The 21,071-nt window shown below is 36.0% G+C and carries 20 protein-coding genes; 13 read left to right on the top strand and 7 right to left on the bottom strand.

What is annotated here, in order from left to right:
- Positions 1 to 216: 216 nt before the first annotated feature.
- The gene (locus JP39_RS09790; RefSeq protein ID WP_041501251.1) at positions 217 to 1,071 is read right to left on the bottom strand and encodes an SLAP domain-containing protein; all 855 of its coding nucleotides are present in this window, start codon (positions 1,069 to 1,071) and stop codon (positions 217 to 219) included.
- 524 nt (positions 1,072 to 1,595) lie between these two features.
- Between JP39_RS09790 and JP39_RS09785 the strand changes: the two genes are divergently transcribed.
- The gene (locus JP39_RS09785; RefSeq protein WP_041501252.1) at positions 1,596 to 1,850 is read left to right on the top strand and encodes an AbrB family transcriptional regulator; all 255 of its coding nucleotides are present in this window, start codon (positions 1,596 to 1,598) and stop codon (positions 1,848 to 1,850) included.
- Between the two features lie 419 nt (positions 1,851 to 2,269).
- Here the strand turns inward: JP39_RS09785 and JP39_RS09780 are convergent, their stop codons facing one another.
- A complete protein-coding gene (locus JP39_RS09780) occupies positions 2,270 to 2,728 on the bottom strand; it encodes a hypothetical protein (RefSeq protein ID WP_041498914.1) in 459 nt (152 codons plus the stop codon).
- 430 nt (positions 2,729 to 3,158) lie between these two features.
- Between JP39_RS09780 and JP39_RS09775 the strand changes: the two genes are divergently transcribed.
- The 3 genes from JP39_RS09775 (at position 3,159) to JP39_RS09765 (ending at position 6,528) form a co-directional block, all read left to right on the top strand.
- Positions 3,159 to 4,364, top strand: a complete 1,206-nt coding sequence (locus JP39_RS09775; RefSeq protein ID WP_041498913.1) for an AAA family ATPase — start codon at positions 3,159 to 3,161, stop codon at positions 4,362 to 4,364.
- 239 nt (positions 4,365 to 4,603) lie between these two features.
- Positions 4,604 to 5,743, top strand: a complete 1,140-nt coding sequence (locus tag JP39_RS09770; protein ID WP_041498911.1) for a hypothetical protein — start codon at positions 4,604 to 4,606, stop codon at positions 5,741 to 5,743.
- Positions 5,743 to 6,528, top strand: coding sequence for a hypothetical protein (locus tag JP39_RS09765; RefSeq protein WP_041498910.1), 786 nt, complete (start codon positions 5,743 to 5,745; stop codon positions 6,526 to 6,528). Before JP39_RS09770 ends, JP39_RS09765 begins: the two co-directional genes overlap by 1 nt.
- A 59-nt stretch (positions 6,529 to 6,587) precedes the next feature.
- Here JP39_RS09765 and JP39_RS09760 read toward each other — a convergent pair whose 3' ends face one another.
- Entirely contained in the window at positions 6,588 to 7,457 is an 870-nt protein-coding gene (locus JP39_RS09760; RefSeq protein ID WP_041498909.1) for a hypothetical protein, read from the bottom strand.
- Between the two features lie 800 nt (positions 7,458 to 8,257).
- On the opposite strand from JP39_RS09760, the gene JP39_RS09755 reads away from it, so the two are divergent.
- The 5 genes from JP39_RS09755 (at position 8,258) to JP39_RS09735 (ending at position 12,323) form a co-directional block, all read left to right on the top strand.
- Positions 8,258 to 8,464 (top strand): hypothetical protein, encoded by a 207-nt coding sequence (locus JP39_RS09755; RefSeq protein WP_041498908.1) that lies wholly within the window; start codon positions 8,258 to 8,260, stop codon positions 8,462 to 8,464.
- A 13-nt stretch (positions 8,465 to 8,477) separates the two neighbouring features.
- The gene (locus JP39_RS09750) at positions 8,478 to 8,690 is read left to right on the top strand and encodes a DUF2922 domain-containing protein (RefSeq protein ID WP_041498907.1); all 213 of its coding nucleotides are present in this window, start codon (positions 8,478 to 8,480) and stop codon (positions 8,688 to 8,690) included.
- 368 nt (positions 8,691 to 9,058) lie between these two features.
- Positions 9,059 to 10,540: a hypothetical protein gene (locus tag JP39_RS09745; RefSeq protein WP_041498905.1), complete on the top strand. Its 1,482-nt coding sequence runs from the start codon at positions 9,059 to 9,061 to the stop codon at positions 10,538 to 10,540.
- Between the two features lie 223 nt (positions 10,541 to 10,763).
- The gene (gene tnpA, locus JP39_RS09740) at positions 10,764 to 11,228 is read left to right on the top strand and encodes an IS200/IS605 family transposase (protein ID WP_041498904.1); all 465 of its coding nucleotides are present in this window, start codon (positions 10,764 to 10,766) and stop codon (positions 11,226 to 11,228) included.
- Positions 11,229 to 11,930: 702 nt separating this feature from the next.
- Entirely contained in the window at positions 11,931 to 12,323 is a 393-nt protein-coding gene (locus JP39_RS09735; protein ID WP_169751884.1) for a hypothetical protein, read from the top strand.
- A gap of 308 nt (positions 12,324 to 12,631) precedes the next feature.
- Here the strand turns inward: JP39_RS09735 and JP39_RS09730 are convergent, their stop codons facing one another.
- The gene (locus JP39_RS09730; RefSeq protein ID WP_041498900.1) at positions 12,632 to 13,624 is read right to left on the bottom strand and encodes a hypothetical protein; all 993 of its coding nucleotides are present in this window, start codon (positions 13,622 to 13,624) and stop codon (positions 12,632 to 12,634) included.
- A gap of 442 nt (positions 13,625 to 14,066) precedes the next feature.
- On the opposite strand from JP39_RS09730, the gene JP39_RS09725 reads away from it, so the two are divergent.
- From JP39_RS09725 to JP39_RS09710, 4 genes are all read left to right on the top strand, one after another.
- On the top strand, positions 14,067 to 15,089 hold the full coding sequence (locus tag JP39_RS09725) for an SIR2 family protein (protein WP_041498899.1): 1,023 nt from the start codon (positions 14,067 to 14,069) through the stop codon (positions 15,087 to 15,089).
- Positions 15,046 to 15,564 (top strand): hypothetical protein, encoded by a 519-nt coding sequence (locus tag JP39_RS09720; RefSeq protein ID WP_041498898.1) that lies wholly within the window; start codon positions 15,046 to 15,048, stop codon positions 15,562 to 15,564. The genes JP39_RS09725 and JP39_RS09720 overlap by 44 nt, the downstream gene beginning before the upstream one ends.
- A 127-nt stretch (positions 15,565 to 15,691) precedes the next feature.
- Entirely contained in the window at positions 15,692 to 16,663 is a 972-nt protein-coding gene (locus JP39_RS09715; RefSeq protein ID WP_041498895.1) for an ABC transporter substrate-binding protein, read from the top strand.
- A 106-nt stretch (positions 16,664 to 16,769) separates the two neighbouring features.
- A complete protein-coding gene (locus JP39_RS09710; protein ID WP_041498894.1) occupies positions 16,770 to 17,177 on the top strand; it encodes a hypothetical protein in 408 nt (135 codons plus the stop codon).
- A 233-nt stretch (positions 17,178 to 17,410) separates the two neighbouring features.
- Here the strand turns inward: JP39_RS09710 and JP39_RS09705 are convergent, their stop codons facing one another.
- The 3 genes from JP39_RS09705 to JP39_RS09695 form a co-directional block, all read right to left on the bottom strand.
- Complete coding sequence (locus JP39_RS09705; protein ID WP_053856744.1) at positions 17,411 to 17,842, bottom strand: helix-turn-helix transcriptional regulator; 432 nt, start codon at positions 17,840 to 17,842, stop codon at positions 17,411 to 17,413.
- A 54-nt stretch (positions 17,843 to 17,896) separates the two neighbouring features.
- A complete protein-coding gene (locus tag JP39_RS09700) occupies positions 17,897 to 18,139 on the bottom strand; it encodes a hypothetical protein (RefSeq protein ID WP_041498892.1) in 243 nt (80 codons plus the stop codon).
- Positions 18,140 to 18,309: 170 nt separating this feature from the next.
- A complete protein-coding gene (locus tag JP39_RS09695; protein ID WP_041498891.1) occupies positions 18,310 to 20,253 on the bottom strand; it encodes a glycosyltransferase family protein in 1,944 nt (647 codons plus the stop codon).
- Between the last annotated feature and the right edge of the window lie 818 nt (positions 20,254 to 21,071).

Raw genomic sequence — 21,071 nt, 5'->3', positions numbered from 1 at the left:
CACCTCTTTATCGGTATTTTAACATCTATTAATTAGCCTAAATACTAAAAAGGCCTCCCACAAATTGGGAGGCCTTCTTCTATATTAGGGAGGGAGATTGTATTAGTTTGTTTATATATGTTTCTCATATCTTTTAGTAACGCAATATTCTTGTTTACCAGTTTCTATAATAAATGGTAAATGTGAAGAAATTGTGAAAAATAGAAATATCCCTAATTATTGTGTAACAGATGTCGCAAATTCTGGTTCGCTTGTGACATTTTGATTAGCTTGATTTAATTGCATGTTTGAACTCTGTGTCCATTCGTTGGTTGAAACTTGGTAGAAAGTATAGCCATATTTATTTTGAACCTGTTGACCAACTTTCCACTGAGTACCTTCTTGCAACTGACGACCAGAGAATGAATCCATTGAAGTGTCATAGACATCCGCCGGACCATTCACCACTGTACCAACGACTGGTTGAGCTTGTTCAGTTTGTTGTGCTGCAGCTTGAGCTTCAGTCTGTGGTGTCGCAATATTCAGATTACTTGCGGCCACATATTCATCAGTCGCAATTTGGATATAACTTGTGCCATTGATCGTAACGGTTTGACCGATATTCCATGAAGAACCGGCTGGTAACATTATGCCACTGACTGCTTGGCCTTGGCTGTTGACGACTGCCGTTGCCCATTTAGTTGTTCCAGTTTGACCCGTATTAGCAACAGCAGTTTCATATGAACTAGTTTGTACCTGTGATTGTGCTTGCGTTTGAGCAGCTTGATTTTGACTACTAATATTCAAATTTTTGGCAGAAATCCATTCGTTTGTAGCAACTTGATAGTATGTTACGCCGTTGATTTGTTTAGTGCTGCCAAGTTTCCAAGCACTGTTGTTTGGAAGAAAAGTGCTGGTGATAGTTTGACCCTGATCATCGACCATGACCCCGCTACCAGTGACAGTACCGACTAAACCACCGATTTCCGCTGTATCTGCCGCACTTACGCTTTGAGGTGACAAATTAGACAGGACGGTTGGAGCGATTAACAAAGCTAATGCCGAGCCGATTAAAACTTTATTCTTTTTCATCAATATACCTCCTCGTTTTAATTTGCGGTTCATAGTAAACCTATAATGCAATCGGTAAATCCGCAATAGCTTTAAGAAACAGTTAAAGGAAATGTTATCAAATCTTTAAAAATAGATTTTGATTTTTTGAGGAGTGCCGCCTTCGGGTGTGAGTGATTCCACCGCTGTGAGACCGGTTCGAGCCAAGGTCTCGCACCTCGATTTTGAGCTTTGCATAGTGCGCAAATCTCAAAATACGTCTGTGGAGTAAGAACGGAAAATCGCCGTCCTAACTCCACTGTCACTGCAGGCTCCATCACTCACACCCGAAGGCTAAGTTAATTGGATGTGCTGTGGATTACATTGATTCAGTATTACGGTTAAACGAATCGGAAAATAATAACAATAAATTGAAAGCATTTACTAGGATAGTTTTATCCATCACGTTTTTTCAAACTAATAAAACTAGGAAAAATGAGATATATTTATGTATTACATATGTACAGCATGATAATATACAAACGTAGAATGGAGGGTGACAGTTAATGATTAATTCGGAGTCACTAAATCAAAAAGTTAAGATGTTCAAAAATGGAAATTCATATGCTTTTAGGATGTCGAAAAAGGATTGCGAGTTTATGAAGGTTGACGAAGGTACTAAATTTGAAAAAACTGTATCGCCTGATGGGAAAGAGATAACATTCAAAAAAGTAGAGAGTGCTACTCCGAATATTCTTGAAATAGCCAACAATATTTATGATGAACATGAATATCTTATGAAGCGACTAGAGAATTTATGATATTTCTGGACTAACTTTCTTAAAAGCTAAATAAAGAATACAAAGGGAAGCCGCTTAATGTGACCTCCATTTTTTGAAGTTGCTAGTTGTCTTTTGATTTATATTACCGAAGACAGTTAACTCGTAGTACTAAATAGTTCCAATATTAAGGAGCAAAGTATTATTTTTATGTTTTGCTTTTTTTAGCCTTTAAATCACAAAACTAAAACCAATAAAAAAACTCCAACCCAATGAGTCGGAGGAGCTGAGCGAGAAGTATTCACCAGCAGTGACAGTGTTGTTAGGGCGTCAGCCATTACAACACAGGACGAATTTTGAGACGTGGTTTCCGGCTCAAAATCGAGGCTCGAGACCGCACTATGGCTCGAGCCGGTCCCACAGCAGGCGAAATACTTCTCGCTCAGCTCCGGAGACGGACCCTAGTTAAAAAAGCTGGAAAAGTCTGAAGAATACCCCTTAATTTTAAACTTATGGTAAGTCTTCAAATCACGGTCAGCTAATTTTACGATAATGGAATTGGTGATTGTATGTTGCTTGGAACGTATCGTGGGTTTAACTTTATAGATCAGACCATATTCAGAAGGTTTCTTCATTTTGTAGACATTAATAGAAACGTTTTGATAGTTTTGCCAGTCAAAAGGTCCATCTTTTTTGTCGATTGCTAAACGAGCCATTTTGATAAATTGCTTTTTCTGATATTTGTTCAATTTGTGCGTCTGCTTGCTCTCCAAGGTTATCTGGCTGCCCGAAGAATAGCAGTAGGGTGCAGAATGATAATTGCGATATAGTTGAGGAATTCCAAAAGCCCCCATTAATATTAAAATGCAGGCGATCCAGATGGCTCGGGTCGTGTGCTTTTTTACTTTTTCCTCAGTCATAAATTTCTCCTATGCGTATTAAATATAACGTATACCATTATACTAATTTTTTTGAAACATTAAAAATCTGCTTTTATTTCAATGTATTGAATTGCAACATTTAAAAATCGATTGCAACATTACAATGTTGCAATCGAAAAAATAATGTTACAATCTTTGGAATTTCGGAATATGTCCCTGGAATAATCTCCAAAGGCCCCAGATTACTGATGGAACTCAGTAACCTGGGGCTTTTCTAATGTTAATTTTTTATAGATAAAAAATGGGCTAATTACGTAATTACTATATATACAGGCATATGGTTGGATGTTTTAAAACCGAAAGATAGTCTTCAAACATATTTTATGGTTAAAAGGCGTTTTATCTGGTACCATACTACTTGAATACATCAAAATGATGTATCGAATACGTTTTAAGACGAGGTAAAGAAATGGAAAATAAGTTGCGCTTCCTATCACTTGATATTGAAGGGTATCCATTATTTGAGAATAAACTGAATTTTTCTTTGCTAACCGATAGTAGAGTTTCAAAAGGCCACACTGAATCTCTAACTAACCTCTTTGGAAATAACTATACGAATAATGTGACAACCATAGTAGGTAAGAATGCCACTGGTAAAACAGCAATTTTGAAATTAACCATTGGTATACTGTCATTGCTACTTAACAATAGGTCGATTGAAGAGACTAAATTAAATGAAATATTATTTGATGATTCAGCAGTGACATTTAACATTTATTTGTATGGGACTGATAAATTTTTATACAAAGATGTGATTACGATTGCTAAAAATGAAAATTCAGAATCCAATAATCTTGAGATAAGAACAGAAAAAATTTATCGAAAGAGAGCTTTAGTTAATGAGAGTAAGAAAAAATCACTAGATTTTTCTAAGGCAAAATTGATTATGGATCGTAATAATCTCAGTCCAGAGGTTGCGGCAGTATTGGCTCCAGATGATTCAATATTTAGAACAATAATAAAAATTAATGATTACAATATTCCTAGCGTGGTTGATAATACAATTTTTACAAATACGAATTTGTTCGTTTCTAATCTAGGATATGTTCCAAGTGAGATTTTGCGATATTTGGATCCAAGTATTGAATACCTTAAGATTGAGCGAGTAGATGAAAATAACAATAGACAGACTTTTTATAGATTAAAATTCAAAAATAAAGATGAAGAAATCACTGATAGAAATTTTGCCACGATTGAGTATTATTTATCTTCTGGTACGGCCAAAGGTATTTCACTTTATACGCAGATATTGAATACTTTAAAAAATGGTGGAATTATTTTCGTTGATGAAATTGAGAATCATTTCAATCATGCCATAGCTAGAACTTTTATAAATTATTTTAAAGACCCATCAATAAATATAAATCATGCAAAATTAGTTTTCACAACGCATTATTCTGAATTCTTGGATGATTTGGACAGAAATGATCAAATATATATAACAAGAAGACTAGATAAAATTTCATTGACTAGATATTCCAGCACCAATATGAGAAACGATGTTTTACGGTCAGATATTTTCATGTCCGACAGTATACCTGGAACGGCACCAGAATATGATGCCTATCTTGCTTTAAAGAAAGCAACCTCTAAATTCGTCACAGATATGAGTTAATCAAGAATATAAATAAGAAGAATATCAAGCCCTTGAAAGTGAAGCGGTCTGATATTCTTCTTTATTTATAGAACAAATTTAATGGTGTGAATTGATTTGATTAATACCTGTACGCCCACTGAACATTGTCTTTACAATCAGTTGTAACATTATTTTTTTCTATTGTAACATTGCAATGAAACAATACGATATAAAATGTTACAATAGAAAAAAACAAATATGACAAAAGGGTAATTAATATGATAAATAACATTTCTGATCAATTGGATTATTTCAGAAGAGAGAGTGGAATATCGGTAGAAATAAAGAAGCAACTTGAGATACCAATGTCTAATTTAGACAAAAGGGTATCGGTAGTTTATCGTGCCTCCATTCTTAGTAGAGAGATCAATCTTGTAGATTATCAGGCCAGAAATGTTAAAAGAGCAGTGTCCATAATTCAAAGAATAAGGGAGAATAATGAATTTGATTCTGTCATAATGGTTACTCAATTGGGCAAGGACGATAGAAAATTCTTAATCGAGAAGGGTATTCCTTTTATTACTCTAGAAGGAGAAATATTTCTGCCATTTCTTGGAACAAAGCTTTTCCCAAATAAAATCAAAATGTTTAATGACAATAAAACTCTATCGCCAGTTGGTCAGAGACTATATATGTTCATTTTGATGATGATGCTTATGGCAGAAAAAAACCGAGCAGTATTTGTAGAAATAGGCGCTAAAAATATTTTAGTTAATGACCTGGGACAGTTGGTTATTAAAGGTGGACAAGAATTTTATAGTCGTGTTGGTAAAAATATTGGTATCAAAAATAGAATCAGTTTTTCCAGAGCAACCAATGATTTGATTTCTCATGGACTACTCAAGGCATCAGGTGAGACGGTTGACCGAATATATACGTATCCACTGGAAAGCCGGGCATACTTTGAAGCTGGTCTTGAATATCTAGTTTCACCTGTGCATGAAAAAGAATTGAAGTTTGATTCTGCTGTTAACAGGGGTATCGTTGAAACTTTAGATTACTCAAAACTACTGAAGAGCGGCTTCACAGGATTGAGTCAGGTAACTATGATTTCCGATAATCAGAGAAAAACGTTCGTTACGGATAAAAACATGTTTAATACATTGTCAAATACTGTAATTAGAGAAGCTAGTGAATCAATGGGCGAGCCATTTAATACTGATTTGAAATTTTTAATTCAGGTCCAAAAGTATGATTTGAATTTTTTTAACGTACTTTATAGACAGACGGATAAAGAATACCCTGGGGATGTAGTTGATCCTTTGGACTTGTATTTAATGATGTCAAAAGAAAATTATGACGAACGTGTAGATTCTGAATTGGAAGACATGCTAGACAATATCTGGAGGGACAATTGATGCCATTTGAAAACTTCTTTCACTTTTTTAAATCATATAGTGACTGCTATACGATTATTGGTGGAAACGCAGCATCTATCTTACTGAATAAAGAGGGACAGGATTTTAGAGCAACACACGATTATGATATGGTGGTTATCTTCGAAAATGCCACCGCAGGATTTTCGGAACGTTTTATGCAGTTTGTTGAGAAATATGGTTACTCTATGGATGGTTTTGGAAAGAATAAAGATAAAAGTTACTATAGGTTTGTCACCAAGAATGAATCTGTTCCAAGTCAAATAGAACTTTTTTGCAGAAAGCCTTTCTTATATGACCTAATTGAACCAGATGTTCATAAAACTCCATTGCACTTTGAGAATGGTCCCAGTTTGTCAGCAATTGTTTTAGATGATGATTATTATCAAATTCTCAAAAAAGGGGTTGAACGAATACAGGTTGGTTCTGAGGGTGCACCTGTTTTAAGCCCAGCATACTTAATTTTATTTAAGGCTAAGGCACACTTGGATATAAGAAAACGCATTTTGGATGGTCAGCAGGTGCAAAGAAGTGATAAGACAAAGCATTTTAACGATGTTTGTCGCTTAACAGAACTGTTACCGGATAATAATTACGATTTGAGTTTAGTTCCAGAGAGAGTTCAATCGGATTTGAAGAAATTTATCAAACTAGTTGAGGATACTGATAAAAGAGAATTCAAATTAAAATTTCGGCATATGAATGCAGCTGAAAGACCCAATCAAATAGTTGTCATTACAGACTTAAACAATTTATTACCAAACTAAAAAGCATCCAGTCAATTTCGACTGGATGCTTTTCTACTATATATTTAACAAATCAAAACCTAGTTACGAATCTGAGCGTCAGAAGGTTGAATAGTATCACGACCATCAGCACGAGCATTCTTGATAGCACGGATAATATCGTTGTCACTCCAAGCACCAACTGTCTTAACACCTTGGTCAGTCAATTGTTGACGGGCGTTAGCAATATCAGCGTCAGTAATTTCTTTACCTTGGCCTTTTCTCGATTCAATATCGAAATCACCCTTAGCGGCAGGATTATTGCTTTGGTCATCATCTGTTGCGTCTTTATTGTCGGCTGAATCATCACCGTTGTTATCAGTATTAGTTTCATCAGTAGCGGTCACGGTAGCGGCTGGTAATGTGTCTAACAATTCCTTAGCTTGAGCATAAAGGTCAGAGTAATACTTGCCTTTAACATTCTTAGACTTAGCTACTTGTTCTAACAATGAACGAGCTTGGTCATTATCACCAGACTTGATCATTGCCTTAGCGTTTTTAATATCTAGTTTAAAGTTATTGCGTGTTACTTCAATTTTATCAACTTGCTTGAGCATTGTTTTTGCCTTAGCAGTCATCTTCTTATTGCCATTATCTTGATCTTTAGCAATTGTTAAAGCTTTTTTAGCGGCAGAAAATTGACGTTTGTTCATCAATTTCTTAGCTTTTACCAAATTAGTAGCTTGTTTTTCAGAAGCTGTGGCTTTGTCAGTCTTCTTAGCTTTGACGGCGGACTCGAAGTGGTCAGCAGCACGTGAATAGTTCTGGTCGCTGACGGCATCGTTACCCTTAGTCATTTCTGTCTTGTAAGCATCACTGTTGTCAGTGCTTTTGCTTGATGATGAAGAATTACTGCAGCCGGCTATAATTAGTGCCAAACCTGTTGTTGCGAGTAATAAAGCTTTTTTCATTTTTGAATTCCTCCATTGAATACTGGTTGGATTATAACATGACAAGGGGGTTGTTGAAAAATTCCGCCTCCGATTGTCAGATGATGGAGTTCCGCTATGGGACCGACTTGAGCCAAAGTGCGGTCTCAAGTCTCGATTTTGAGCCTTGCAAAACCGGCAAGTCTCAAAAGTCGTCCCTGTGGAGTAAGAACGAGAAATGCACTCGTCCTAACTCCACTACCACAGCAGACTCCATCACTGACAATCAGAGGCTGGGATATTTCGTTGGTTTTAAAATAACTCTGGATTCTGGAATTTTCACTTTTAGATGATTGGATTACTTCTATAGTAGATTTACACAATTTTGGATGAAGTATTGTTCGAATATTTAAAGATACAGTTCTATGAGTTAATTCTGGAATTAATTCTGATATTCATTAGTTATAGGAAGAATCTAGTTCAGAATATCAATTTTTCAGACTAAATTATCCATATAACTGGAGTGGATCAGAACATCAGATATCTAAAAACAAACTAGCCAACGGGTGCGAGGGAGTCAACCAGCAGTGGGAGTGGAGTAAGGACTTTAGTCCATACTCCACTACGAATTTTGAGATTCGAGCGAACTTCTCGAAGCTCAAAATCGAGGCGCGAGACCTTGGCTCGCACCGGTCCACAGCAGGTTAGACTCCCTCGCACCCGTTGGCGGCAGAAAAAAGTTAAATTAGTATTTCCGTTTTAAAGACTCTCAATCGTTACTATCTATGTAAGTTACTTAACGGCCGTTAGTTCTTACAAATAATAATAAAGAGGTCAGACAAATGAGCTGGAAGAAAACTGCTATCACAATCACCATGGGAAATGACAAGTATCCAAAGGGAATCAAAGTGATCCGCTTCAACAACATCGTGGAAGAACCCACTAAGGAACAGCTTCAACAATTCGCTGAAGGTTTGGTTTTGTTATCAGACGGGGATTCTTATCTTGGTTCAGAAATCGTTAAATACACACAACAAAGTGCAAAATAGAGGAGAATAACTGATGAAAAAATTACAATTGCGTTTTAAGACTGCTGAAGGTCACAAGAAGAACTTGGTATTGAACTATGTTAAGGCTGATCTAACGCCCGAGGAAGTTAAAGCGGGGATGGCAAAGATTAGTGCCAGTAAACTTTTTGAACAAAATACTGTCCAACTTTTTCAAGAAGTACTTGGTGCCAGCTATATTGAACGCATTGAAACCAAAGCTCTTTAGAATTATGCAGTATCTAGATAAAATTATTAAAATATTTAAGGGATAAACCTTGAGCCTACGACTTATTTCGACTAGAATAAGAGTAGGCTCTTTTGGATAAGCAATAAGTTGTAAGGAATGCGTTGGAATAACGGCTGTAATAGATTTGTGATTTTAAGGTTGACTTTGGTCAAAAAAGAGCAAATATATTGTGGTTATCTGTATGATTATTACAGAACTGTGATTTTTAATACAGAAGTGTTACAAAAATGTAGACTTTGCAATTTAGAGTTGATTCATAAGCCAGAGTTTCATATAATGGTTGTCAGTGGGATAGCCCCACGACAATTTAAAATAATAAATTCTTGTAGTCCAGGGGAGGATTAACATTGAAAAAATCTATTAAATACGCAGGAATCGCTGCTGCAACACTTCTAGCTGTTGCCCCAGTTGCTGCTCCTGTTGTTTCACAAGCCGCCGGTACAGATACAACTGTAAATACACCAGCAAGTGAATTTACAAATGCTAAGAACAAATTTGCCGGTCAATTTACTGACAAAGATGCTGTCTCAGCTAACGTTTATGCTAAATTAAAACTTGGTCAAAATGCTGCTGTTAAGACATCAGAATTTAACAACGCTAATGCTGCTGTTATCGGTAGTCCATTAAGTAACAATGATGGTAAAAACTATCTTGGAACATTAGATCGTAAGAATGTTACTGCTTATATGACTGCTACTGATGCAAAGGGTAACGTATATGATGGTACAACAAATCATACTTCTGCTAATTTGAATGCTGCTATTAATGCTGATGATTCAATGTTGCCTGTAACATTTACTGTTTATGCTAAAGATACTGACATTAATGGTAACGGTACAACATTTAAGCAAGTTGCACAATTTAAGTTAAACAAATCTGACGAGGGTACAGAACTTAAGACAATTAATGCTAAGTTTACAACACCTATCTCAGTTGCTAAAAACTCAAAGACTGCTCTTACACAATTAGTTTCATCAACTAATGTTGCATTGACAGATCAAGATGGTGAAGCTGTTTCAACAACAGGTACAACTATCGGTAAAGGCTTCTACAGAACATATAAGGCTGCTATGGATGCTGCTGCATCAACAGATGTACATGCTGATGGTACTCTTGGTACAGATATTACAGGTGGCGAATTTAAGACTGCTGGTACATACTATCAATTAGTTAACTTTACTGCTGGTAGTGATACAAAGCTTGCTAAATTCATTACTAACTATGAAGGTGATCCTTCATCATATACTGTTCTTGTAAATGGTAAAAAAGCTTCAGCTGGTTACGACTTTACAACAAGTCGTGCTACAATTTCATTTGTACGTGCAATCAATGTTTCTGATTCAGAAGCTGAATGGACAACTACAGATACTAAAGGTGTTGTTACAACAAAGGCTGACCACGCTTATTACACATTGAAGGATGACGAAGGCAATGCCGTTACAAACCGTGCTCTTGCAAAGAACACTGCTTGGAAGACAAATGCTGTACGTGTTGACCAAAATGGTAACAAACAATATCGTGTTGGTGGTAGCGAATGGATTGACGCTAACGATGTAACATTCTCAGACAAAGCTACTGATAACAATAATGGCGAAGGTGCATACACTGACGTTAAAGCTTTGAATGGTAAAGTTGTTACTGCTGGCCCTTCAGGCTTCGTTTACCCATTGTTTGATGACAATGGCAAACAAGTAACAAACCGTGCCGTTGCTGGTGATACTGCATGGTACACAGACAAGTCAGCTGTTAACGCAGAAGGCACAACTGTATATCACGTTGCTACTGGTGAATGGTTACAAGGTAACAATGTTACTTACTCAGCATACTAGAAATTAGTTGCTTAATAAGTTCCAAAAAAAGAGACTCACTGTGGTGAGGCTCTTTTTTTTATGATTTTATGCCTTTAGGCCCTGTTGAGTGCGCATAAGCGTGCGAAACAAAAAACCACCCGCTATGCGGGTGGGCATTAATTCGTTATACGAAAACGCCCCCATAAGTTTTAAAATGTAGGTGTCGAAGCCAAACATTTTAAAAACAAAGGAGACGTCTATCATGGCGAATAAGCTCAATAGTCTTGCACATACCAAATGGATGTGTAAGTACCATATCGTATTCATTCCAAAGTATAGGAGAAAAATAATATATAATCAATATCGACGTGATTTACAAGACTATATAAAATTGCTTTGTAAATATAAAGGTGTTGAAATAATTGAGGGTCATATGATGCCTGATCATGTGCATTTGTTGTTAAGTATTCCACCTAAAATAAGTGTTGCCAGTTTTATGGGATATCTAAAAGGAAAAAGTGCATTGATGATGTTTGATAAGCATGCAAATTTGAAATATAAATTTGGAAACAGACATTTTTGGGCAGAAGGGTATTACGTAACGACTGTAGGAATGAATGAAGCAACTATACAAAAATACATTCGTGATCAGGAAAAGAAAGATATGGTCACGGATAAATTGATATCTCATGAATATGAGGACCCTTTTAAGGGTCCACGTAAGTAGTACGAATACCGCTTAAAGCGGAAGCAACAGTGGTAAGAGCAATTTGGCTTTGATACACAAAAGCCAGCGTCTTGAGGCGCTGGCTAGTGATGGAGGCTTATAGCCTCAGAGAAAACCACCCGTTTTACGGGTGGTTTTTATTCTTTGTCAAATCGTGTTGATGAATGATTTTGAGCAGATGGTACCCCTTAATTGAGTTGCTTTATTGCATAAAACAGTCCCATTCCTTAAATGTAGTTAGGATTTATAGGCCCAATAGATATTGTGTTTAAGCTTACCAATAGTGCTATTGGAGTAAGAAAATAGACAATTATTGCTTACATATTTTAAGCTCTTACGCAATGTACTGATTGACGTATCCGCAGCGGTATTATTCTTCTTATAGTTACGAATATTCTCTAAGTAACTAAGGATTATGGCTTTTAATTGACGATTCCATTAATTGGTATGTTTCATATGTTTGCTTTATATTAGTAATTGATTGGTACCAAGATTGTCATATTTTTCATTATTTATATTATTGTATTTTTCCTTATTGAATAATAAATTATTAAGTGCTACGGTATGTGTGAAATATAGGAGGGCAAAGATATGAAAAAGAAAGTTTTAGTATCATTTTTAGCATCAATTGTTGCTATATTTGCTGTGATATTCCTAGGGAGTACTGAGCAAACTGCAAATGCTGCCTTGAATAATACAATAATGATTAATAAATCAAGTGGTGCAACAGTTTATGCTTCTCCAAGTTCATCTGATCCTGCTGGTAGAACCTTATCTAATGGTTCATCATGGGCTTATAATTCTATTCAAATTGGCGATGGCGGTAATACATATGTAATGGTTGCCCCTAATCAATGGGTTAATACGAATGATACGTATAAGCTCGGGGATGAAAATGGAAATATATATGTTAATAAGTTGACGTATGTTTATAGTTCACCTACTAGTGGATTAACTACTCAAATATTACCTACAAATAGCACGTGGGCTTATAATGGAGTTGCAAGACAATGGAATACTTCTGGTTTACCTGCATGGGTAAGAGTATCAACGAATGGTTGGGTAAAAGCAACTGATGTTGGTGCTTGGAAGTAGTCTTTTGTTAGAAGTACAAAGTAGATGTTAATAGCGATTATAAGAAGTAGGAAAATGGCGAATTAAAATTGTCAGTTTTCCTACTTTTTTGATATCATACTTCTAATGGAATCTAGAAGGTTCTAAATATTATATTAGACGATGGAAAAAACTAAATGATTGGCCGTTTTGAATGGTAAAAAAATAAGGGCGTGGGATAAAGCTCCAAACTCTTGTCTTTTAGATTGATGATTTTTTTACAGGTATGTTCGACCGATGATTGTTCTTTGAATTTTTATTTTCTTAACTGCTTGTATTTGACAAGCGGATTAAGCTTCCGGCTTATAATTATTTTTCTTCATTATCTGTTCAGCAATGGATCTAGCTTGAGAATTGCTGAAGTTAGTTTCTAAATAGAAATCAGGTTTCAATTCTGGTAAATTAATTTTCTTTGGATTAACAAAATCTTTTCCGGTCGGATGGACTGGTGCGTCAGTGGAGTATATGTACCTTTTTCCTGTGGAGGTTTTCATGCTATTCGGAAATTTTTCTCCTACTTGTTTAGCAACTTTAGTCAAAACCTTTTTCAATCTTTCGCCTACTGTACTATCGCCCTGCCAAATATTATCAATATCTTTTGTATATTTACTAATTGACGATGGTTCATCAACATCATTACTGTCGTTTCTAGTTTCCTTAATCATTGTTTCTAAATTCTTTTTTAATACCTGTAAAGATTCTTTTTGCTTTCGCAAAAATGATATATACGCATAAAATATATTTGATTCAAAATTAATTTTTGTCCACTCGTTTTTGCAAATACAAATTTCGAATTGCTGGACGAGTTCTAACAGTATTTCCTCATCAAAGTTATCCTCTTCAATTTGTGGATTTCTCCTTTTTGCGTATAGTTTATCAATACCATTGATTAATTTTAAAAGTTGTTTTTCACAATCATCAGATTTCTTGAGAAAACTGTTTAGATACTTTTTTACTCTCTCTTCTAAGTCTTTTTCACCGTGTTTATTTTTTCTTACATCTACTGAGACAAACTTCACTAGGTTCTCTGATTTATCATCGTTTTCAAGTTCGTAAGCTTTAAACTGCATTGTCAAATCAATTTTTTTGTTTTTTAATGCTCGATACAATGCATAAATTTTATCGGATTCATCTTTTTTAGTTTCAGGTTTGACCTGTCTATCGAATTCGATGATTTCTTCTAGTGCTGTATTATATTCAATGAAACTTTTTTTCAGTAACTTTAACCAATTCAATCTGCTTTTTACAATATTATGATTTTTATAGTTGTTTTTTGTATCCAAACTTGAATCGCTACAAATACCAGTATAGCAATAATTGAACTTACATTTGCTAAATCTAAAATCTTATCCACCTGAAATCCCCCCGGAAAACCTTATTTATATTATGCAATACTCTAAATAATACCATTACCTTAACATTGTCAATTTGATTATTCAAAAAGATTCAGAGTATTCTTTCAAATAATCATGTATTTTTTCCATCGTTCAATATTCTATGTGAAGTAACAGGACTATCAGAGTATTTTAAATTCATGTGCTTTTCAGTCTCAATACTTTGACTTTACTATTTTTAACTTTAGGCATAAATTTTTGATTACTCAAGATTTCTTTTTCCTTATTTGAACATTTACTGAAATTAGACAATCAATATAAAAACTGCGTAAAAATTACGATTAAAAAGGTATATAATTTTATTTAATTCTAAAGGCATGGTGAATACAAATTGGACGAAGATTATTATAAATGTATCGATAATTTGGCGGATGAAATATCAAAATGGGGTGTCGGGCTAATCATTGGTGCTGGATTTTCAAAAGCTGTAATTAGCGGAGATAATCCCGCAAAGAATTGGAAAGAACTTTTCGAAGATTTAGTAGTATATCTGAAACGGACATACTTTAATGATGAAGAGAAACCATTCATAGATATTGATAAGGAGTTGTCAAAAGGATTAACCCTTCCTCAAATTGCTACAAGGGTCTGTCAATTATTAGCAAAAAAGCGAAAAATAACATATGAAGACAGTAAGGATGAGATAAAGAAAATTATTCGTGCTCTTGTTAATTGGGTTCCAGAGAGCAGTGAAACAGAGAAATATAAAAGCCTTTTTGAAAATTTAAATATAAAATGGATAGTGACGACCAACTATGATGAGGTACTTGAAGCTATTTTGGGTGAAAAGGGATATACAATTGATCCTGAGCAACCTTTGACAGCCCCCAGTGAAATGATTCCGATTTATCATATCCATGGTGATCGTAAAAACTACCCAAGTCTAATTGTTACACATGAGGATTATGTTCCCTTGTTTAAGCCTGGTAATTATCGTGAATCAAAGCTTTTTACAATGATGTCAGAAGCTCCGGTACTGATTTTGGGTTATAGTCTGTCAGATTTGAACTTACTGTCAGCTTTGGAACAAAGTAAGCAACCGTTTGACGATAAAGATAATTTTCCCGTAGTTTTAACTAATTTTGTTGGTCAACAGGATGACTTGGAATATCAAAAGGAACTTTTCGATGGAGGAAGTTATGAAAAGATTGATATTGATTCTATTGATAACTTCTTGAGTAAGTTGGATTTATTAATATCTGAAAAAAAAGAAACACGAAAAAAAGAACGTGAAAACAAAATAATGGCATATGCGTCAATCAAAAAATTTGTTGAGAGTGTTGAGAAACTTTCTTCAGAGTCTGAATCGTGTGAAGATTACGCTGATTTCGTATTCAATAATTATTCGCAATAATTATTTAAAATTCAGTGAATCTTTTAAGCCTGAAATGTTCAAAGATATAAAAAATTGTTTTAAAAATTTAAAGAAACATGGAAAAGCTGAAGCAGATCAAAACATTATTTTTAATAAAACACTGGTGATCGTTATGCAGTATTACAGAGGAGAATCTGGAGGAAATGGTAATTTTAGCTCCTATAGTTCCCTTTTGGAGTTTATATTATTTATAATTGATACTTTTGAGGTTGATTGGTTCACCCCTCGAGGTATGGAACTAATTACTAAAAATCTTAATTATTGTTTGGAACATACAGGAGAAAGAGGAATACTAGGCGCCTCTTGGACGGCTGATGATACATGGAAAAAAGAAGGGCCCAATTTTTATAACAAACATCGTGAGTTATGGGATGAGATATATTTGCAGGCAAAAATTGATATTAATATGTCCCAATTAGTACAACACTTTGATCAGATTATGGATGAAAATTAAAGTGGAGTATCTTTTATCTAAGAATTCACTTGTATTTCGTTTAAGAATTACTAGGAATCTGGCATAAAGTACTTCAATGTCTTATGATTAAGTAGTGTTGTTAATATAAAGACAAGGGAGTTTTTTTATGTCACGTAAATTAAGAAAGATTGGTATTATTATTGCCACCGTTCTTTTGATTTTTGGAACATTGCCATTTATGGGCCTTGGTACTGCGAAAGCAGCCGATACATCTGCTGATGAGAAGATTACCATTGGTGTATTGAAGAATACAGCCTCTCTGCCAGCTCTAATGGCCGATGCTGCTGGTGATTTCACTCACCAAAATATTTCAGTTGAAACAAAGACTTTCGACTCTAACGAACAATTAGATGCTGCCATTAAGGATGGTACTGTTAATGCTGCGGTTACTAACTTAGTTAGTTATGCCGGACTTGTTAGCAAGAAAGCTAATGCTGACTGGAAGGTTGCTGGTGCTTTGCCTGGTTACAGTGGTTTAGTCGCCAACAAGAAGTACAAGTCAATCAAGCGTCTCAAGGGTAAGACGATTGCTATCGACAAGAAGGATGCTTCTAAACAATACTTATTGGACGTTTTAAAGAAGAATAAGATGAAGTATTCAAGTATCAAGGTCAAAGAAGTTGCTTCAATGCAAGACCGCGTGGATGCTTTGAAAGCTGGCTCAATTGATGCCGCTGTTTTGGAAGATCCATTGATGAGTTCTGCTAAAGCTAATGGCGGTAAGATTTTGAATCGTCAAAAGATGACTGCTAATAACGGTAGTATTTTGATTATGAATAAGGCTTTTGCTAAGAAGAATACTTCTTCAATGCAAATCCTAGTTGATACTATGAACCAAGAGATTAAGATGCTTGATAAGTCTGGCGGTTACGGTATGGCCGGTACTGCTCTTAACAAGATGAACTTTGATCAAAAGGGTGCCAAGGTTTTAACTGACTTGGATGTTAGTTTCAAGAAGATTCATAAAGTTAAGAAGTCTGATTTCAACAGTGCCTTCAAGTATGCCAAGAATCACAAGCTATACAAAGGTAAAATTAGCTACAAAGCACATACAATTAAAATAAAAAATATTAAATAATTTTTTTTGAGATATCGCAAATTGGCGGTATCTCTTTTGCTTTCAATACGGTATATTTAAATAGCACCACAAAGGGTGCAAATAACCCCGAAAGAGGTCTAGCTAGATGGAAGCTGTCGAACAAATGTCCGATGTACGTCCATTAAACACAGTCGATGCAGCCTACATGAAAGTTGCAATGGAATTCTTGGAAGAGTTGCGATTCGTCCAGGTAATTAACACTTTGGGGTTGGCCACAATTGATTTAGATAATTTGGAGCTGCAACACTTCAATCGATGGTTGTCGTTGCTATGTAATCCAGATAATCAATTTCTGTTGTCCCCATTCAAAGACGTTTCGTTTTCTGTAGCTCTAACCAAGTTTCCTTCGAAGTGTTTTCAACATCCTCTTTCCGCAGGGGAACTAGCCCTGTATTTGCAACAACGAGATGATACTGACTCCGTTTTGGAGTTCGCGATGATCTTGAAGGCTTTACCAGCTCTAGTTGTTTTGCACGAAATTATTAATCAATAATGTGTATCTTTTAGGCTCTATATAAATCTTGGTGCAGAGAATTATATATTTTATTAATACACATTAGCTGATTTTGGAAATTAATCCGTACTACCACGGCTTTTATTGTCCCGTTGAATTCTTATATTCAGCGGAAGCTGTGGGCTCAAAAATAAAATCATTAAGTAATTCGATAACTCAAAAAAAAGTCAATCCTTGCGGATTGGCTTTTTGCTTTGTCTAAAATTTTGTTTTTAAAAATTGGTTTCTTTATCTGAAATGTGACCAGTAGCGTTGAACTTTTCTCTAGTTAATTGAAATATTCTATCTTGATACTTGGTTTGGATTTTTTGATTGTTTTCTATTTTTGAAATATTTCCGTATCCCAATCCAGTCCAATCTCCAAATTCTCTAACGGTCATTTTAATGGCTTCTCTTAATTTCTTTAGTTCCCATGGTTGCATAAAGCCGACACGAGACCTGTAAGCGGAAAAATCATTTCTAACATTTTCCATAGGGTCGTCAAAATTATTCCAGAGTTCGCCATCGGAATCTTGCCAATAGTAGTGAAGTACTACTAGATCATCTATGTCTTTTACTTTAACTTTTTCTTCCAATGACTTATTTTCATACAGTTCAGTTATTCCTTTTTCGGGATTATAAAACTCTCTTTGTTCTACATTCATATTTTTCACCTCATGGAGAAATCGATAACTGGTAAAATACTTTCACATAAATTATCAGATATCTTCATTACCCTTGAGTGTGTCATGAAAAGCTTCTTCTTGTTTGAAGTCGTGGTCTTTGATGAATGTGGGATCCTTGAAAACATTTGGACGCTTAGGCCTATAGACTATGTCTCCGTGGCGTCCTTGAAATACCACATAGATACCATCGGTTGGATTAATTTCTTTAGGAATATCAAACACTTTGGTGTCCTTGATTTTTCTAGCTTTGACTTCTTTCTCGTTCGGTTCTTTCATGTTGTCCAGCTCCTCTTATGGGATTACCATCTACTTTAGCAATCTGAACATTGTAACTGTGGTAGTTGTCTCAGATTTGTTCAATGGTAATACCGCTTATTTTGGCGCTTTCATTCTACCTTATAGTACTCAAAAAGGCCATCCATATGGATAGGCCTTTTTAGTTTGAACTATTCTTTTGTTTGCTTATCTTCTGAATCAACATCTTTGAAATCATTAGCTGGTTCTTCGGAATCAGCGGATTCTTTAGATTTTTTTGGTTTTTCAGATTCTTTAGTTTCTTTGGAGTCGGCAGTTTCCTTTGGTTCTTTTGAATTTTCAGATTCTGTGGAATCCTTTGGTTCTACTTTTTCTTCTGATTCTTCAGCTTTAGCTGCCTTTTTTTCAGCCAACTTATTCTTCATTTCAATAGCCCGTGGCTTGAACTTGCTCCATTTGAAATTGAACATACTGAAGATTGAGCCAATCACAAATGCAACTAATGCCCAGAATGAGAAGTGGCGAGCGGTCTTTTGGACGTGTGTTTCGTAGTAATCAATCACTACTTTACCATTGCCGCTGACTGTCACTTCACCGAGTCCGTTATTTTTCTTATTCATAGTCAATTTCGAAACGTTGCCGGTGGACTCCTTGGATTGGAAACCATAGTAGGCGATGACTGGAACGGAGATGACTGTCTTCCTAGCATTGGTAAAGTTGAAAGTCATCTTGGTATCAGCACGTTTGAAATTGGTTATCTCGGCTTTTTTACCAGCTTTGATAGTTGGCATCTGTGGTTCAGCTTCCAATGGTACGACATCCGCACCATCGGGTAGGTATTCTTGACCACCACCGATACTGAATGGCGATGCTTTGTCATACTCTGAATATGGCACCATGGCAGTTGACATGCCATTGACCATCCGATAACTGGCTGAAATTGCTAGTAATGTGACGAAAGCCACTAGAGCTGCTTTGACCAGATTACCTTTGAGCAAGTGCAGTGGGTCGGCGGCGATGAAGATTGCTAAGAGGACAGTGGCAATCATATCGAAACGCCATGGATATTGAATCATCTTGAAAGGTGTCTTGTTGAGCATTACCCATGGGAAAATTTTACTTCCGCAGATGAACATAATGGCACCAATACCGGCAAAATGTTTGACAGCTTTATTCTCGATTTTACCCATTGAAACTAGGGCGGCGATACCTGCCAATAAGAGAACGACCCCGATATTTGGCTTGTTGATAACGTTGTTGATACTCCAGTGGAAGTAATCGACTAAATTGTCGGCTCCAGCTGGAAGGATACTTTTACTCTCGGTCAAACGTAAGGTGGTGTGCTTCAATTGCTCAAGCATGGGCAAGAAATAACCGACACTCATGAGCCCCGAGGCACCCGCTGCCCAAATCAGTGAAAGTAGACGTTTGGGGTGAACTTTGAGTTCAGGCAATTGGCACAACATGATTAGTACGATTGTGATTGCTACCAAAATTGGCGAAATAGCGTGGGAATAGATGATTCCTGTCATACCAAAGGCTAGAAATAACCAATTGCGCTTTCTTTCACCATAAAAAATTTCATAAATACCTAAAATTGCGATAGGTAGGAAGACGAATGCTCCCACTTCACCGAGATCGTGGCGGAAAAGCATATCGTGGAGTCGGTAGTTAGCCAACGTGTAGACAAAACTGAAAACTAAACTGTTCCAATATTTCTTGGAAACTTTGAAGAAACAAAGAAATGATACGGAGAATGTTAGGAAGTTTAGTAATAGGTAGAAACGTACAATTGTCTGCGCTGGTGTAAAGCCCATCAAACGCATGAAGGCTGCGGGATATATCAGAAAATCAGAGTAGAAGATATTCGAGATATATCCGAGGCCTTCCATAAAGGACATGTTGACGAGTGGAAAATAGTTGTGATGCAGGATGGATTGATAGAGACCTTCAATACGCATCATGTGGAATCGGTTGTCACTTGGGCCTAAGAAAGTCCAAATGGAGTGGTGATAAAATTCGGTTTGATAGAGTGCAATGTAGCTGACTCCAGCAAACAAGGCGGCGGTGATGGCTGCAATGATGATGATTAGCAGGAACCGCAGATATTTATTCTTTATAGAAATGGATTTCATTAGTTGATACCTTTCCCCTAATATATAACGCAGTTACTTGTGGTGTGTTAGTTAAATATGCCGTCGGAAGAGCTGGGAAATATTCTCAAGCTGTGCGGACCGGTCCGAGCCGAAGTGCGGTCTCGAACCTCGTTTTGAAGCCTTGACACAATTCGTCAAGTCTCAAAACACGCCCGGTGGAATAAGTATGGGAAAAATTTCTCGTACTTATTCCACTACCACGGCACACAAATATTTCCCAGCTCTTCCGACTAGTGTTCCTTAAATGAGTTAATTATGTTAATAATTCAAGGATTTAATGTGTGACCTTGGTATTTCTGAATTCATTTAAAACGGCATATTAACTAACATGGCAAATAACTTATTCCTATTATACTAATACTTAATGGGACAATCATAGGATATTATCCGATATTTAAAAGAAATGTTTAAACTGGACGTCTCCAGGGCTGAGAATATTCACCTGCTAATCGAGTAGGAGGTACTTTATGTACCGACCTCTCACACCACCGTACGTACGGACCCGTATACGGCGGTTCATTAATTAGACATCCTGGTAAGTCCAAATCTCATTGGCCATATTTATCAGCCAAGAATTTGTCTTTTTATCTTGGTTCAGTCCATCCGTAAGTATCATTGAGATTATCATCACTTAAGGTTGGCTCAGCCAAATAAGATGTCTCTTCTAATCAAACATTCACCAGAATCAGTGCTACGCGCCCAGTGGGCCAGAAACTAGTTCCGTTTTCTGCGATTATCGCACACTTCCACTTCCCGTATTGATTAGAACAATTAATGTTCAGTCCTTCGTCGCAACG

Source organism: Companilactobacillus heilongjiangensis (assembly GCF_000831645.3).
In the GTDB taxonomy this organism is placed as follows: domain Bacteria; phylum Bacillota; class Bacilli; order Lactobacillales; family Lactobacillaceae; genus Companilactobacillus; species Companilactobacillus heilongjiangensis.
Note: the sequence above shows the minus strand (reverse complement) of the source record. Positions and strands in the feature narration are given on the sequence as shown.